Here is a 15,864-nt window from a genome sequence, read left to right as displayed (position 1 = left end):
CGGCAGTGGCTCACCCGGTATCGACAGCGACCAGGAGACACAGCACGATGCGTATAGGAGTCCTCACCGCAGGCGGCGACTGCCCTGGGCTGAACGCAGTGATCCGGTCGGTCGTGCACCGGGCGGTGGACAACTACGGCGACGAGGTCATCGGCTTCGAGGACGGCTACTCCGGCCTGCTCGACGGCCGCTACCGCACGCTGGACCTCAACGCGGTCAGCGGCATCCTGGCCCGCGGCGGGACCATACTGGGCTCCTCCCGGCTGGAGCGCGACCGGCTGCGCGAGGCCTGCGAGAACGCCTCCGACATGATCCACCAGTTCGGCATCGACGCGCTGATCCCGATCGGCGGGGAGGGCACGCTGACGGCGGCGCGGATGCTGTCCGACGCCGGTCTGCCGGTGGTCGGCGTCCCGAAGACGATCGACAACGACATCTCCTCCACGGACCGCACCTTCGGCTTCGACACCGCCGTCGGCGTCGCCACCGAGGCGATGGACCGTCTGAAGACCACCGCCGAGTCGCACCAGCGGGTGATGGTCGTCGAGGTGATGGGACGGCACGCGGGCTGGATCGCCCTGGAGTCCGGCATGGCGGCCGGCGCCCACGGCATCTGCCTGCCGGAGCGGCCCTTCGACCCGGCCCAGTTGGTCAAGATGGTCGAGGAGCGCTTCGACCGGGGCAAGAAGTTCGCGGTCATCTGCGTCGCCGAGGGCGCCCACCCGGCCGAGGGCACCATGGACTACGGCAAGGGCGAGATCGACAAGTTCGGCCACGAGCGCTTCCAGGGCATCGGCACGGCCCTGGCGTACGAGCTGGAGCGGCGCCTCGGCAAGGAGGCCAAGCCGGTCATCCTGGGCCACGTCCAGCGCGGCGGCGTCCCGACGGCGTACGACCGCGTCCTCGCCACCCGCTTCGGCTGGCACGCGGTGGAGGCCGCCCACCGGGGCGACTTCGGCAGAATGACCGCCCTGCGCGGCACGGACATCGTGATGGTCCCGCTCGCGGAGGCGGTCACGGAACTGAAGACGGTCCCGAAGGACCGCATGGACGAGGCGGAGTCGGTCTTCTAGGCGGTCCCCTCACCGGCCGTCGTCCTCGCCCGCGTCGCCGTGGCCGCCGCTCCGGCCGGGGGCGGCGGCCACGTGGTCCCGGTGGTCCTGGCGCAGTCGGCGGAGGACCCCCTTACGGACGGCTGCCGCCGGCCCGTGGTCCGAAGCGCGGCGCTCTCGGCGGCGGAGAGGACCTTCCGGGCCGACCAGCCGTCGTCGCCGTGCCTGCCGTCGTACGGCGACGTGCGGAACCCGTACGCCTTGCCGTCGGCCTCGTCGCCGTCGGCGCCGCGACGGAAGCCCGCAAGCGGAACTGGTTCCGCCGGAGGATTGCGGTGATCTCCGTCGCTCCGCAGGCCGGTTCCGTGCTGTGCGTGACCGGTTTTCGATCTTCTCGTTCCGGCGCGTCAATGTTGTCGTACAACCTTCACCCCTTCGTGTGAGTCTCCTGAGCGCGACGCCCGTCCGGGCGACGGGTTTCCCGCTCCGCTCCTCACGCAGAAGGACCTTGCGAACTGACATGCGCACACCACGGCATTTCTGGAAGGCGTCCGCGGTCGTCGCGGCCGGCCTGTCCGGGGCACTCGTCCTGCAGACCGTGACGGGACAGGAGGGCGACGGCTCCCACGCCGGCGGTGCGCCGGCGCCCGTCACCAGCAAGGCGGAGACCACCGCGCTACGGGTCTCCGAGGACGGCACCTCCGCCTCCCTGGGCAAGCGGGACACGGGGCCGTTCAGCATGCTCGGCGTGACCTGGTCCGACCCGTCCGCCCGCGTCGGCGGCACGGTCGAGGTCCGCACCCGGGCCGCCGGTACGCAGGAGTGGTCACGGTGGCTGACCCTGGACGGCGACGGCGGCCAGGGCGAGAGCGTCGCCGTGCGCGGCGGTACCGAACCGGCGTGGGTGGGCCCGTCCGACGGCGTCGAAGTGCGGGTCGACGGAAAGGATTCGGCCAGGCTGCCCAAGGGCCTGCGCCTGGACATGGTCGACCCCGGCAGCGGCGAGGTCACCGCGCTGGAACCGGCGGCGTACGTGGCCGAAGGGGTCGAGGAGAGCGAGGAGCCCACTCCCTCGGCCACCGAGCCGGAGACCGGCACCGAGCCGCAGCCGGACGCCGCCACCCCGCAGACTCCCGCCTCCGGGACGCCGCCCGAGCCGTCCCCCTCCGAACCCTCGGCGCCGGAACCCTCGGTGACCGAGCCGTCGGCCCCCGTCACGCCGTCCGCCCCGGGCACCTCCTCGCCCACCGCCTCCCCCACCCCTTCGGCGAGCGCCCCGCCCGCGCCGCCGTCCACCGCGCCCCGCCCGCCGATCACCTCCCGCGCCGCCTGGGGCGCGGACGAGTCGATCAGCCCGGAGGAGCCGGGCTACCTGCCCGGCGGGAAGGTCAAGGCGGTCGTGGTGCACCACACCGCCGAGTCCAACGACTACACCTGCGCCCAGGCCCCGGCCGTGGTGCGCGGCATCTACGCGTACCACGTGAAGCAGCTGGGCTGGAAGGACGTCGGCTACAACTTCCTGGTCGACAAGTGCGGCACGGTCTACGAGGGACGCAAGGGCGGGGTCGACCGGCCGGTGATGGGCGCCCACGCCTACGGCTTCAACGCCGAGACCACCGGCATATCCGTGCTGGGCACCTACACCTCCACCGCGCCCTCCGCGGCCGCCATGACCTCCGTCGCCCGGATCGCCGCGTGGAAGCTCGGCCAGTACGGCGTCGCCCCCACCGGCACCGCCACCCTCACCGCCGGTGACAGCGGCCGCAGCTACTCCGGGAAGACCTGGGCCAAGGGCGCCCAGCTGACCCTGCCCGCGATCCACGGCCATCGCGACGGGTACAACACCCAGTGCCCCGGCGACGCCTTCCACGCCAAGCTCGCCACCATCCGCACCTGGGCGGGCGGACCGGTCTCCGGCCTCACCCTGAAGTCCGTCACCGGCAACAGCACCTCCGGCTCGACCACCTACACCAGGGCCGGCATCACGGTGAACTGGTCGGCCACCACCCCGGCCGCGCTCGTCTCGAAGTACGAACTCCTGGTGGACGGCAAGGCGGTGGCCACCGCCGCCGGCACCGCCACCTCCGCCAAGGCCACCCTGACCGCCGGCACCCACCAGGTGGCCGTCCGCGCCGTCCACCAGTCGGGCAGGACGACCACCACGGCGGCCGCGACCGTCGTCGCCGAGACCACCGCCCCCACCTTCACCACCAAGCCGAACCTGGCCCTGCGCACCGGCACCGTCAACACCGCCGCCGTTCCGCTGACGCTGAAGTGGAAGGCCGCCGACGGCGTCGCGCTGAAGGAGGTCCGGCTCACCGCCCCGACCGCCAAGACCTACGGCCCCACGGTCACCAGCGCCGGCCACACCGCCAAGTCCGGCGCCGCCACCACCTGGTCGATGAAGGCCTACGACCGGGCCGGCAACACCGCCACCGCCTCGGTCGCGGGGACCCCGGTCATCCTCCAGGAGAGCTCCGCCGTCAAGTCCGGCACGTGGACGACCAAGTCCTCCTCCAGCTACCTCGGCGGCAAGTCGTACACCAGCTCCTCCAAGAACGCCTCGCTGAGCTGGACCTTCACCGGCCGGTCCGTCGCCTGGACCGTCTCCCGCGCCGCCACCTCCGGCCAGGCCCACGTCTACGTGGACGGCAAGAAGGCCGCCACCGTGGACCTGAAGTCGTCCACCACCAAGTACCGTGACGCGATCTGGACCAGGACCTGGAGCGGCAGCGCCAAGCACACGATCAAGATCGTCGTCGTCGGGACCGAGGGCCGTCCGGCCATCACCACGGACGGCATCGTCTACCTCAGGTAGAGGCCCCTCCGCCCTCGGCGGACCACGACGGCCCGGGGCCCGACCGCGTGCGTGCGGTCGGGCCCCGGGCCGTCCAGGCCCGCGCCGCCTGGCTTCAGGCCGCCGACGCCCGCACCCGCGCCGCCGCTCCGGGCGCCCCCGCTCCCTAGCGCCCCTTCTCCGCTCCCCGGACCCACCGGTAGACCAACTCCGGCCGTCCCACCTGCCCGTAAACCGGAGCCCGCCCGGCCCTCCCCGTCTCCACCAGATGCTCCAGATACCGCCGGGCCGTGATCCGGGATATCCCCACGGCCTCGGCGACCCCCGCCGCGGTCAGCCCGTCCTCGACCTCGCGCAGCGCCCCCGTCACCCGCTCCAGCGTCGGCCCGCTCAGCCCCTTCGGCAGTGCGGCCGGTCCCGGTGCCCGCAGTGCCGCCAGTGCCCTGTCCACCTCGGCCTGCCCGCTGGCCTCGCCGGCCGCCGCGCGGAACTCGGCGTAGCGCACCAGCCGGTCGCGGAGCGTCGCGAAGGTGAAGGGCTTCAGCACGTACTGGACGACGCCCAGGGACACCCCCTCGCGCACCACCGCCAGGTCCCGTGCCGAGGTCACCGCGATCACGTCGGCGTGATGGCCCGCCGCCCGCAGCGAGCGGGCCAGCCGCAGGCCGTGCACGTCGGGCAGGTGCAGGTCGAGGAGCAGCAGGTCGACGGGGGTACGGTCCAGCGCCCGGCGGGCCTCGGCCCCGGTGTGCGCCGTGCCGACGGCGACGAAGCCGGGCACCCGCCCGACGTACATCACGTGCGCGTCGGCGGCGACCGGGTCGTCCTCGACGACCAGCACTCTGATGGGCTGCCCGGTCATCCGGCGCCGCCCGTGCCGTGCGCGACCGCATCGCCCGTGCCGTGCGCGACCGCACCGTCCGGGCCGCGCACGGCCGCACCGGCCGTCTCCCGCAGCGGGACGCGCACGTCGAACACCGCGCCGCCGTCCGTGCCGGAGGTCACCGAGAGGGTGCCGCCGTGCCGGGACACCGCCTGCCGGACCAGGGCGAGGCCCAGACCCCGGCCGCCCGGGCCGGACGGCTTGGTGCTGTAGCCGAGCCGGAACAGCTCCTCGGCGCGGTCCGGGTCGACGCCGGGGCCGGTGTCGCCGACCCGCAGGACCAGCTCCGAGCCGTCCTCCTCGGTCAGCGCCGTCACCGTCACCCGCGGCCGGACCCCGCCCTGTGCCGCGTCCACCGCGTTGTCGATCAGGTTGCCGAGGATGGTGACCAGGTCGCGGGAGGACAGGGCGTCCGGCAGCAGGCCGTCGTCCAGGCGGCTGTCCGGCGACACCACCAGCTCCACGCCCCGCTCGTTGGCCTGCGCGGTCTTGCCCAGCAGCAGCGCCGCCAGCACCGGCTCGCTCACCGCCGCCACCACCTGGTCGGTGAGCGCCTGCGCCAGCTCCAGCTCGGCGGTGGCGAACTCCACGGCCTCCTCGGCGCGGCCCAGCTCGATCAGCGACACCACGGTGTGCAGCCGGTTGGCCGCCTCGTGCGCCTGGGACCGCAGCGCCTGCGTGAAGCCCCGCTCCGAGTCCAGCTCGCCCATCAGCGACTGCAGCTCGGTCACGTCCCGCAGCGTCACCACCGACCCGCGCCGCTGGCCGCCGGTGACCGGGGAGGTGTTCACCACCAGCACCCGGTCGGCCGTCAGGTGCACCTCGTCGACCCGGGGTTCGGAGGCGAGCAGCGTGCCCGTCAGCGGGCCGGGCAGACCCAGCTCCGTGACCGACCGCCCCACCACGTCCTCCTCCTGGTCCACCCCGAGCAGCTCCCGGCCGCCGTCGTTGATCAGCGCCACCCGGTACTGCCCGTCCAGCATCAGCAGACCCTCGCGCACGGCGTGCAGCGCGGCCTGATGGTAGTCGTGCATGTGACTGAGCTCGGTCGCGTTCATCCCGTGCGTGTGCCGGCGCAGCCGGGCGTTGATCACGTACGTGCCGATCGCGCCGAGCCCGAGAGCGCCCGCCGCGACCGCCAGCAGCGCGGCGAGCTGCTCCTGCACGCGCCGGCCGATCTCCTCGACCCGTATGCCCGCGCTGACCAGGCCGACGATCCGGTCGCCGTCCCGCACCGGGGTGACGGCCCGCACCGACGGGCCGAGCGTGCCGGTGTAGGTCTCGGTGAAGGTGCGCCCCTCGAGGGCCGGGCCCGTGTGGCCCTGGAAGGGCAGGCCGATCTGGTCCGGGTCGGGGTGGGTCCAGCGGATGCCCCGGGGATCCATGACGGTGACGAAGTCCACGTCGGTGTCGCGCACCACCGCCAGCGCGTACGGCTGGAGCCCCGCCGACGGGTCGGCCGAGCGGATCGCCTCCCGCACGGACGGTGAGTCGGCGACCGAGCGGGCCACCGAGGCGGCCTGCCGCCCCGCGGCCTCCTCGGCCTCGCTGCGGTGGCTGAGGTAGGTGGCCAGCGCGTACCCCGCCACCACGACCGTGAGCAGCACGGCCTGCATGGCGAAGAGCTGTCCCGCGAGGCTGCGGGGCCGGGGGAGGGGGATACGCATCCCGCCAGTCTGCCTCGCACCCGTGCGGTGAACTAAATGAACGGAAGGGTGACCACGCTCACAAGGCGCGACATAGTCACCGCGTTCCCCCGAACCATCCCCCGGACGTGAGCCGCACGCCGGTGATGCCGACGACGACGTCAAGGAGGGCCGCCGTGACCAGCGCCGCCGATACGGCACCTGCCGCACCCAAGGTCAAACGGGACCGCACGCACTATCTCTACATCGCGGTGATCATCGCGGTGGCCCTCGGCATCGCCGTCGGTCTGGTCGCCCCGGACTTCGCGGTCGAGCTGAAGCCGATCGGCACCGGCTTCGTGAACCTGATCAAGATGATGATCTCGCCGATCATCTTCTGCACCATCGTGCTGGGCATCGGGTCCGTGCGGAAGGCCGCCAAGGTCGGCGCGGTGGGCGGCATCGCCCTCGGCTACTTCATGGTCATGTCGGTGGTGGCGCTCGCCATCGGCCTGGTCGTCGGCAACATCCTGGACCCGGGCACCGGCCTCGCGGTCACCGACGCCGTCAAGGAGACCGGCCACGCGCAGATCGACTCGGAGGCGAAGGACACCACCGAGTTCCTGCTCGGCATCATCCCGACCACCATCGTGTCCGCCTTCACCCAGGGCGAGGTGCTGCAGACCCTGCTGATCGCCCTGCTGTGCGGCTTCGCCCTGCAGGCCATGGGCAACGCCGGTCAGCCGGTCCTGCGCGGCATCGAGCACATCCAGCGGCTGGTCTTCCGCGTCCTCGCCATGATCATGTGGGCGGCCCCGGTCGGCGCCTTCGGCGCGATGGCCGCGGTCACCGGCTCGGCGGGCCTGGACGCGCTCAAGAGCCTCGCGGTGCTGATGCTCGGCTTCTACATCACCTGTGTGCTGTTCGTCTTCCTGGTGCTCGGCGCGATGCTGAAGCTCGTCGCGGGCCTGAACGTGTGGAGCCTGTTCAGGTACCTGGGCCGCGAGTTCCTGCTGATCCTGTCCACCTCCTCCTCCGAGTCCGCGCTGCCGCGGCTCATCGCGAAGATGGAGCACCTGGGCGTCAGCAAGCCGGTGGTCGGCATCACCGTCCCGACCGGCTACTCCTTCAACCTCGACGGCACCATGATCTACATGACCATGGCCTCACTGTTCATCGCCGACGCCATGGGCACGCCGATGTCGGTCGGCGAGCAGATCCCGCTGCTGCTGTTCCTGCTGGTCGCCTCGAAGGGCGCCGCCGGTGTCACCGGCGCCGGCCTGGCGACCCTGGCCGGCGGCCTGCAGTCGCACAAGCCCGCCCTGGTGGACGGCATCGGCCTGATCGTCGGCATCGACCGCTTCATGAGCGAGGCCCGCGCGCTGACCAACTTCGCCGGCAACGCGATCGCCACGGTGCTGATCGGCACCTGGACCAAGGAGATCGACAAGGAGCGGGTCGCCGAGGTGCTGGCCGGCCGTGCCCCGTTCGACGAGCGGACGCTGCTGGACGACCACGGCGCGGACGCCGGCCACGAGGACTCCGCCCCGGCGCTCGAGGCGGACGGCGAGAAGGAGCTGGCCAAGGCCTGACCGGGCCGGCGCCGCGCCCCGCACACCCCGGCCGGCCGGGACACACTTCCCCCGTCGCCCCGGCCGGCCGGTCACGGAGGCCCGTCCTGGTGACAGGGCCCCGTCGCCGGGCGGCTGGACTCCTCCCCCGTGAGTCCGCCGCCCGGCCTTCCTCCTGCCCGGATCCGCCCTTGCCCTGACGCCCGCGTCAAGCTCTACGTTCGACGGCATGCGAATCGGCGAGCTGGCCGCACGCGCCGGGACCACGACGCGGACGCTGCGGTACTACGAATCCCGCGGACTGTTGCCCGCGCGGCGGTCCGGGAACGGCTACCGGACCTACGACGAGTCCGACCTGAAACTGCTGCGGCAGATCCGCACGCTCCAGGACTTCGGGTTCGGTCTGGAGGAGACCCGGCCCTTCGTGGAGTGCCTGCGCGCCGGGCACCCCGAGGGCGACTCCTGCCCGGCCTCGCTCCAGGTCTACCGGCGCAAGCTCGACGAGCTCGACACGCTCATCGCCGAGCTGGGGGCGGTACGGGCGAAGGTCGGGCGGCAGCTGGCGCGGGCCGAGGCGGCCCGTGCGGCGCTGGCCGCCGACGCGGCGGTCCCGGGAGGTCCGGAACCGGAGTGCGAGCTGGGAGGGGGAGCGCTGTGAGGGGCGTGCCCGAGGTGACGGACGCGGATTTCGCGGAGGAGGTGTTGGGCGCCGGACTTCCGGTGCTGGTGGAGTTCACGGCCGACTGGTGCCCGCCGTGCCGGCAGATGGCGCCGGTGCTGCGCGAGCTGGCCGCGGCGGAGGAGGGCCGGCTGAAGGTCGTCCAGCTGAACGTGGACCTCAATCCCGCCACGACCAACGCGTACAAGGTGCTGTCGATGCCGACCTTCATGCTGTTCCGCGACGGCGAGCCGCTGCGGTCGATGGTGGGCGCGCGGCCGGGGCGGCGGCTGCGGGAGGAACTGCGGGACGTGCTCTGAGCAACGGGCTGCCTCCCGCGGGACCGCTGCCCGCACGGACACAGGAAAACCCCCGGGCAATTGCGCCCGGGGGTTTTCCTTGCGTATATTCGTGGGTTCGCGCCTTCATGATGGGAAGTCGCGAAAAAGTTCAGTGAGCATAGTATATCCGGGCGGGAGTGGAATTGTCAAACACCGAATTTCCGGACGATGAAATGCGGCGCGAACAGGAATTCATCGACGGACTGTACGCACGGGTGGACGCCCTGCGGGGCGATGCCGAGGCCGGTGTGGCGGACGCCCTCTCCCAGGGCCACACCCCCCGGCAGGCAAGGCTGGAGCGGGACATCCTGGTCGCCGAGCGCTCCGGGCTGCTCGCCGCGCTGAACGCGGTGGACGGCTCCCTCTGCTTCGGCCGGATCGACCTCGCCTCCGGACGGACCCACCACATCGGACGCATCGGCCTGCGCGCCGACGACGACGAGCGCACCCCGGTCCTCATCGACTGGCGGGCCGATGTGGCGCGCCCGTTCTACCTGGCCACCGGCCACACCCCGATGGGCCTGCGCCGCCGCCGGCACATCGCCACCGAGGGCCGCCGGGTCACCGGCCTGCACGACGAGATCCTCGACCTCGGCGACGAGACCCGCACCGGCCACGAGGACCCCACCGGCGACGCCGTGCTGCTCGCCGCCCTGAACTCCGCGCGGACCGGCCGCATGGGCGACATCGTCCGCACCATCCAGGCCGACCAGGACCGCATCATCCGCGCCCCGCACCGGGGCGTCATGGTGGTCGAGGGCGGCCCCGGCACCGGCAAGACCGCCGTCGCCCTGCACCGCGCCGCGTTCCTGCTCTACGAGCACCGTGAGCTGCTGGCCCGCCGCGCCGTGCTGATCGTCGGGCCCAACCCGGCCTTCCTCGGCTACATCGGCGAGGTGCTGCCCAGCCTCGGCGAGACCGGCGTGCTCCTCGCGACCGTCGGCGAGCTGTTCCCCGGGGTGAGGACGACCCGTACGGACACGCCGGAGGCCGCGGCCGTCAAGGGACGGGCGGAGATGGCCGGTGTGCTGGCGGAGTTCGTGCGCGACCGGCAGGCGCTGCCCGACCCGGTCATCGCGATCGAGCACGACCGCGAGGTCCTGATGCTCGACGACGGCCTGGTGAACGTCGCCCGGGAGCGCACCCGCGCCACGAAGCTGCCGCACAACGTGGCCCGCGAGCACTTCGAGGGGCACATCCTCAACACGCTCACCGACATGCTCGCCGAGCGCATCGGCACCGACCCGTACGACGGGTCCAACCTGCTCGACCCCAGCGACATCACCCAGATCCGCGACGAACTCGCCGAGAACCCCGAGGTGTGGTCCGCGATCGACCGGTTGTGGCCGAGGATCACCCCGCAGCGCCTGGTCGCCGACTTCCTCGCCGCCCCGGAGGGCTACCTCCCCGACGAGGACGCAGCCGCGATCCGCCGCCCGGTCACCCGGCACTGGACCGTCTCCGACGTGCCGCTGCTGGACGAGGCCGCCGAGCTCCTCGGCGAGGACGACCGGCTGGCCCGTGAGCGTGCCGAGCGTGAGCGGCAGCAGCAGATCGCCTACGCCCAGGGCGTGCTGGACGTCTCGTACGCCTCCCGGACCTTCGAGTTCGAGGACAAGGAGGAGGACGACCCCGAGTCGTCCGAGGTGCTGTCCGCGCACGACATCATCGACGCCGAGCGGTTCGCCGAGCGGCACGAGGAGGAGGACCACCGCAGCGCCGCCGAACGCGCCGCGGCCGACCGCACCTGGGCGTTCGGGCACATCATCGTGGACGAGGCACAAGAGCTGAGCCCGATGGCGTGGCGGCTGCTGATGCGGCGCAGTCCCACCCGGTCGATGACCCTCGTCGGCGACCCGGCGCAGACCTCGGAGGCGGGCGGCGTCGGCTCCTGGGAGGGCATCCTCGCCCCCTACGTCGAGGACCGCTGGGAGCACCACCGGCTGGGCGTCAACTACCGCACCCCGGCGGAGATCATGGAGGTCGCCGCAGCGGTGGTGCGCGCCGCGCACCCCGGCTTCGAGCCGCCCGGCTCGGTGCGCGCCACGGGGGTGCGGCCGTGGGCCCGCCACGCCGACGACCTGCCCGCCGCCACCGCCGAGGCGGTCGCGGAGCTGACCCCGGAGGAGGGCCGCCTCGCCGTCGTCGCCCCGCGGGAGCTGCACCGCGCCCTGGCCGCCCGGCTGGACGGGGTGACGGCCGGCGCCGAGCCGGACCTCACCCACCAGGTGGTGCTGCTGGACCCGCGCCAGGCCAAGGGGCTCGAGTTCGACTCGGTCCTGGTGGTCGAGCCGGGCCGCTACGGCACCAGCGACCTGTACGTGGCGCTCACCCGCGCCACCCAGCGGCTCGGCGTGCTGCACGCCGAGCCGCTGCCGGAGCCGCTCGCGAAGGCCCTCGCGTAGACCGCGCCCGGGTCAGGCCGGGCGCAGCCACACCGTCGCCAGGGGCGGCAGGGACAGCCGGATGCTCGCCGGCCGGCCGTGCCAGCCCTGCGGCTCCGGCTTCACCGGGTCGGGGTTGGTGACGTCGCTGCCGCCGTAGCGGGCCGCGTCGGTGTTCAGGACCTCGCGCCAGGCGGGCACGTCGTCCGGGACGCCGACGCGGTAGTCGTGCCGGACCACGGGGGCGAAGTGGGACACCGCGAGCAGCGGCGCGCCGTCGGCGTCGTACCGCAGGAAGGCCAGCACGTTGTCGTCGGCGGCGTCCCCGGTCACCCAGCGGAAGCCGGACGGCTCGGTGTCGTACTGCCACAGCGCCGGGGTGGCGCGGTAGACGGTGTTGAGGTCGCGCACCAGGTCCCGCACGCCGCGGTGGTCGGCCTCGGCGCCGTAGTGCGGGTCGAGCAGCCACCAGTCCGGGCCGTGCGCCTCCGACCACTCCGCGCCCTGCGCGAACTCCTGTCCCATGAAGAGGAGCTGCTTGCCCGGGTGGGCCCACATGAAGCCGAGGTAGGCGCGCAGGTCGGCGCGCTGCCGCCACCAGTCGCCGGGCATCTTCGACACCAGGGACCGCTTGCCGTGCACGACCTCGTCGTGGGAGATCGGCAGCACGTAGTTCTCGCTGTACGCGTACACCATCGAGAAGGTCATCTCGCCGTGGTGGTACGCGCGGTGCACCGGCTCGTGGCTCATGTACTGCAGCGAGTCGTGCATCCAGCCCATGTTCCACTTCAGCCCGAAGCCGAGCCCGCCGAAGCCGCTCGGGCCGCGGTGGTGGGTGGCGCGGGTGACGCCGTCCCAGGCGGTGGACTCCTCGGCGATCGTCACGACCCCCGGCACCCTGCGGTACACGGTCGCGTTCATCTCCTGCAGGAACGCCACCGCGTCCAGGTTCTCCCGGCCGCCGTGCTCGTTCGGCGTCCACTGGCCCGGCTCGCGCGAGTAGTCCAGGTAGAGCATGGAGGCGACCGCGTCGACCCGCAGCCCGTCGATGTGGAACTCCTCGCACCAGTACAGCGCGTTGGCCACCAGGAAGTTGCGCACCTCGCGGCGCCCGAAGTCGAACTCCAGGGTGCCCCAGTCGGGGTGCGCGGCGCGCAGCGGATCGGAGTGCTCGTACAGCGGGCGGCCGTCGAACTCGGCCAGCGCCCACTCGTCGCGCGGGAAGTGCGCGGGCACCCAGTCCATGATCACGCCGATGCCGGCCCGGTGCAGCGCGTCCACCAGGTACTTGAAGTCGTCCGGGGTGCCGAGCCGGGCCGTCGGCGCGTAGAACCCGGTGACCTGGTACCCCCAGGACCCGCCGAAGGGGTGCTCCGCGACCGGCATCAGCTCGACGTGCGTGAAGCCGAGGTCCTTCACGTAGGCGGGGAGCTGCTCGGCGAGCTGCCGGTAGGTGAGCCCCGGACGCCACGACGGCAGGTGCACCTCGTAGACGGAGAACGGCGCCTGGTGCGCGGGCACCTGCGCCCGCTGCGCCAGCCACTCCGCGTCGCCCCACGCGTACCGCGACGACGTGACGATCGACGAGGTGGCCGGGGGGACCTCGGTACGGCGGGCCATCGGGTCGGCGCGCAGCGTCTTCGAACCGTCGGGGCGGGTGATCTCGAACTTGTACAGCTCGCCCTCGCCGATCCCCGGCACGAACAGCTCCCACACCCCGGTCGATCCCAGCGAGCGCATCGGGAAGCCGGTGCCGTCCCAGAAGTTGAACGAGCCCGCCACCCGCACCCCGCGCGCGTTCGGCGCCCACACCGAGAAACGGGTGCCGGTCACCCCCTGGTGGGTCATCGGGTGCGCGCCCAGCACCGTCCACAGCTCCTCGTGCCGGCCCTCGCCGATCAGGTGCAGGTCCAGCTCGCCCAGCGTGGGCAGGAAGCGGTAGGCGTCCTCCGTCTCCAGCTCCGTCCCCTCGTACGCGACGCGCAGCCGGTACGCCGGGACCTCGCGCAGCGGCAGCAGCCCCGAGAAGAAGCCGTCGCCGTCGTCGTGCAGGGCGACGGTCATGCCGCCCGACACCACGGCCACCGCCCGCGCGTAGGGCCGGAACGCGCGGAAGGCCACCCCGCCGGGCACGGGGTGCGCCCCGAGCACGGAGTGCGGCGCGTGATGCGTCCCGTGCAGCAGCCGCTCCCGGTCGCCGGAGTCCACGGCGGGGGAGACGGCGATCTCCGCCTCCGGCGGCGCGGGCCGCTCGGCCACTTCCGGCACCGGTGCCGTCCGCGCGGTGTCCCGCCCGCGGGTCTCGGCGGGCGGGGCCCCGGAGGCCGCCGGCGCGGCGGGCGCCGTCGCCCCGCCCGGAGTCTTCTTCGCGGCCGGGCTCTTTCCGGGCGCCTTCTTCGCCGCCGTCTTCTTGAGGGCCGCCTTCTGGACCGTGGCCTTCGCGGTCGCGGCGGTCTTCGCCGCGGCGGCGGCCGTCCTCTTCGCGGGCGTCTTCCGCGCCGCGGCCTTCTTCGCCGCGGCTGCCGCGGGCTGCTGCTTCGCGGCCGGCTTCTTCCGCGCGGGCGCCGGTGGCTCGGTACGCCGCTGGTCGGCCGGCTGCTCCGGATGCGAACCGCTGGACTCGGGGCGGGGGGTCACGAGGGAAGCCTCCTGGACGCGGGTCGGGTGGATCAGGTCGGGTCGGCCGTGGCGAGCCGGTGCAGGGCCGCCAGCGGCACGGGCAGCCAGTCGGGGCGGTGCCGGGCCTCGTAGACCGCTTCGTAGACCGCCTTGTCGGTCTCGTAGGCGCGCAGCAGCACCGGCTCGGTGCGCGGGTCGCGGCCCGCGGCCTCGGCGTACCCGGTGCAGTACGCCGCCCGGCAGCGGGCGGCCCAGTCCGGCTGCGGCGGGGCCGCCGTACGCGCCGCGTAGTCGAAGGAACGCAGCATGCCCGCCACGTCCCGCACGGCCGGCTGCGGCATCCGGCGCTCGGCCAGCGGCCGGGCCGGCTCCCCCTCGAAGTCGATCAGCGACCAGGCGCCGGCCGGGGAGCGCAGGCACTGCCCGAGGTGCAGGTCGCCGTGGACCCGCTGGGCGGTCCAGGTGCGGCCCTCGGACGCGAGGTCGTCCAGCGCGGTGTACGCCGAGCGCAGATCGTCCGCGTACGGCCGCAGCGCGGGCACCGCGTGCACGGCCGCCTCCAGCCGCTCGGTCATGGCGTCGGCCAGGGCGCGCATCTGCACGTGACCCAGGGTGACCGTGGGCAGCGCACGCGCCAGCGCGGTGTGCACCTCGGCGGTGGCCCGCCCGAGGGCCCGCGCCTCGGCGATGAAGTCCTCCCCCTTGGCCAGCTCCCGCAGCGCCAGCTCCCAGCCGTCGGTGGCGCCCTGCACGAATGGCTGGAGCACCCCCAGGACGTAACGCTCGGCCGGATGCGGCGGGCCCGGTTCGCCCTCGGCGTCGGCGACCAGCCAGGCCGTCGGCGGCGGCACCCGGGAGCAGCCCTCGCGGGCCAGCGCCAGCGGCAGTTCCAGGTCGGGGTTGATGCCGGGCATCACCCGGCGCAGCAGCTTCAGGATGTAGGTGTCGCCGTAGACGACCGACGAGTTCGACTGCTCGGCGGTCATCAGGCGCGGCACCAGTCCCGGCCGGATCTCCTGGCGCGGGTCGCGCTCGAAACGAAGCCCGCCGATCCGGGCCCGGGTGCGCAGGGCCTCCAGGAGCAGGTCGGCGGGCCGGGTGTCGTGCAGGGCCTCGTAGACCGTCCGTCCGGCCAGGGGGCCCCGCGACACATGACCGATCAGCGCGGGCGCCAGCCGGGGCGGCAGCGCCTCGCGCACGCCTATGAACAGCTGGTAGCAGTCGCCCGGCTGCTCGGACCCGCCGTGGCCGGGCTGGAGCGGCTGACGGGCGCGCACCAGCAGGTGGTACAGGCCCAGCTTGGCGGTGGGCGGCAGCAGCTCGGTGGCCGCGACCAGGTCGAACCCGGTCACCGGGCGCCCCTTGCCCGCGAACCAGCGCTGTCTCGGCAGCCATTCCCGCAACAGTGGATCGAGTGACGCAAGGAGGCCGGGCGGGGTCGTGACAGTGCGTGTGACGGCTTCCGACATGGCGTCGCGTCCTTTCCCCTCTGTCGGCGCGCCACGGGGGCGCCGCCGGTGGGCGGGGTGCTACTCATGCGTGCCCCGGGCGGAGCGGGGGAAACCGCCCCGCCCCGGGTTCTAGGCGGCGTCCTTGCGGAGCCGGAACCAGTAGAATCCGTGCCCCCCGAGGGTCAGCAGGTACGGCAGTTCGCCGACGGCCGGGAAGCGCACCCCGCCGAACAGCTCCACCGGATGCCGCCCCTCGAAGGCGCTGAGATCCAGCTCGGTGGGCTGTGCGAAGCGGGAGAAGTTGTTGACGCACAGGACCAGGTCGTCCTCGTACTCGCGCAGGAAGGCGAGGACGGCGGGGTTGGAGGAGGGCAGTTCGGTGTAGGAACCGAGGCCGAACGCCGGGTTCTGCTTGCGGATCTCGATCATCCGCCGGGTCCAGTGCAGCAGGGAGGAGGGGGAGGCCATGGAGGCCTCGACGTT

11 protein-coding genes are annotated in these 15,864 nt (G+C 73.2%); 6 read left to right on the top strand and 5 right to left on the bottom strand.

Going from position 1 to position 15,864, the window contains the following annotated elements; genetic code table 11:
- Nucleotides 1-47 precede the first annotated feature (47 nt).
- A complete protein-coding gene (locus tag ACIQ8B_RS05540) occupies nt 48-1,073 on the top strand; it encodes an ATP-dependent 6-phosphofructokinase (RefSeq protein WP_106412372.1) in 1,026 nt (341 codons plus the stop codon).
- A 499-nt stretch (nt 1,074-1,572) separates the two neighbouring features.
- A complete protein-coding gene (locus ACIQ8B_RS05535) occupies nt 1,573-3,870 on the top strand; it encodes a peptidoglycan recognition protein (protein WP_403545488.1) in 2,298 nt (765 codons plus the stop codon).
- A gap of 145 nt (nt 3,871-4,015) precedes the next feature.
- On the opposite strand, the gene ACIQ8B_RS05530 is transcribed toward ACIQ8B_RS05535, so the two are convergent.
- Together ACIQ8B_RS05530 and ACIQ8B_RS05525 are read right to left on the bottom strand one after the other, a co-directional pair.
- Nucleotides 4,016-4,711, bottom strand: coding sequence for a response regulator (locus ACIQ8B_RS05530; protein WP_290006205.1), 696 nt, complete (start codon nt 4,709-4,711; stop codon nt 4,016-4,018).
- Nucleotides 4,708-6,399 (bottom strand): ATP-binding protein, encoded by a 1,692-nt coding sequence (locus ACIQ8B_RS05525; protein WP_403545485.1) that lies wholly within the window; start codon nt 6,397-6,399, stop codon nt 4,708-4,710. Before ACIQ8B_RS05525 ends, ACIQ8B_RS05530 begins: the two co-directional genes overlap by 4 nt.
- A 155-nt stretch (nt 6,400-6,554) precedes the next feature.
- On the opposite strand from ACIQ8B_RS05525, the gene ACIQ8B_RS05520 reads away from it, so the two are divergent.
- From ACIQ8B_RS05520 to ACIQ8B_RS05505, 4 genes are all read left to right on the top strand, one after another.
- On the top strand, nt 6,555-7,949 hold the full coding sequence (locus ACIQ8B_RS05520; protein WP_106412370.1) for a cation:dicarboxylate symporter family transporter: 1,395 nt from the start codon (nt 6,555-6,557) through the stop codon (nt 7,947-7,949).
- Between the two features lie 208 nt (nt 7,950-8,157).
- Nucleotides 8,158-8,586 carry a MerR family transcriptional regulator gene (locus ACIQ8B_RS05515; RefSeq protein WP_290006212.1) on the top strand — a complete coding sequence of 143 codons (429 nt, stop codon included), beginning with the start codon at nt 8,158-8,160 and terminating at the stop codon, nt 8,584-8,586.
- Complete coding sequence (locus tag ACIQ8B_RS05510; protein ID WP_274543350.1) at nt 8,583-8,906, top strand: co-chaperone YbbN; 324 nt, start codon at nt 8,583-8,585, stop codon at nt 8,904-8,906. The genes ACIQ8B_RS05515 and ACIQ8B_RS05510 overlap by 4 nt, the downstream gene beginning before the upstream one ends.
- 194 nt (nt 8,907-9,100) lie before the next feature.
- The gene (locus tag ACIQ8B_RS05505) at nt 9,101-11,332 is read left to right on the top strand and encodes a HelD family protein (RefSeq protein WP_403545482.1); all 2,232 of its coding nucleotides are present in this window, start codon (nt 9,101-9,103) and stop codon (nt 11,330-11,332) included.
- Nucleotides 11,333-11,344: 12 nt separating this feature from the next.
- On the opposite strand, the gene glgB is transcribed toward ACIQ8B_RS05505, so the two are convergent.
- The 3 genes from glgB to ACIQ8B_RS05490 all read right to left on the bottom strand — a co-directional run.
- Nucleotides 11,345-13,948 (bottom strand): 1,4-alpha-glucan branching enzyme, encoded by a 2,604-nt coding sequence (gene glgB, locus ACIQ8B_RS05500; RefSeq protein WP_403545480.1) that lies wholly within the window; start codon nt 13,946-13,948, stop codon nt 11,345-11,347.
- A 32-nt stretch (nt 13,949-13,980) separates the two neighbouring features.
- Nucleotides 13,981-15,399, bottom strand: a complete 1,419-nt coding sequence (locus ACIQ8B_RS05495; RefSeq protein ID WP_403545478.1) for a maltokinase — start codon at nt 15,397-15,399, stop codon at nt 13,981-13,983.
- Nucleotides 15,400-15,510: 111 nt separating this feature from the next.
- A partial coding sequence (locus ACIQ8B_RS05490) for an alpha-glucosidase C-terminal domain-containing protein (protein WP_403545476.1) occupies nt 15,511-15,864 on the bottom strand: 354 nt, incomplete at its 5' end.

This window comes from Streptomyces sp. NPDC096105, from assembly GCF_044763335.1.
Lineage (GTDB): Bacteria > Actinomycetota > Actinomycetes > Streptomycetales > Streptomycetaceae > Streptomyces.
This window is presented reverse-complemented; position numbering and strand designations above follow the sequence as displayed.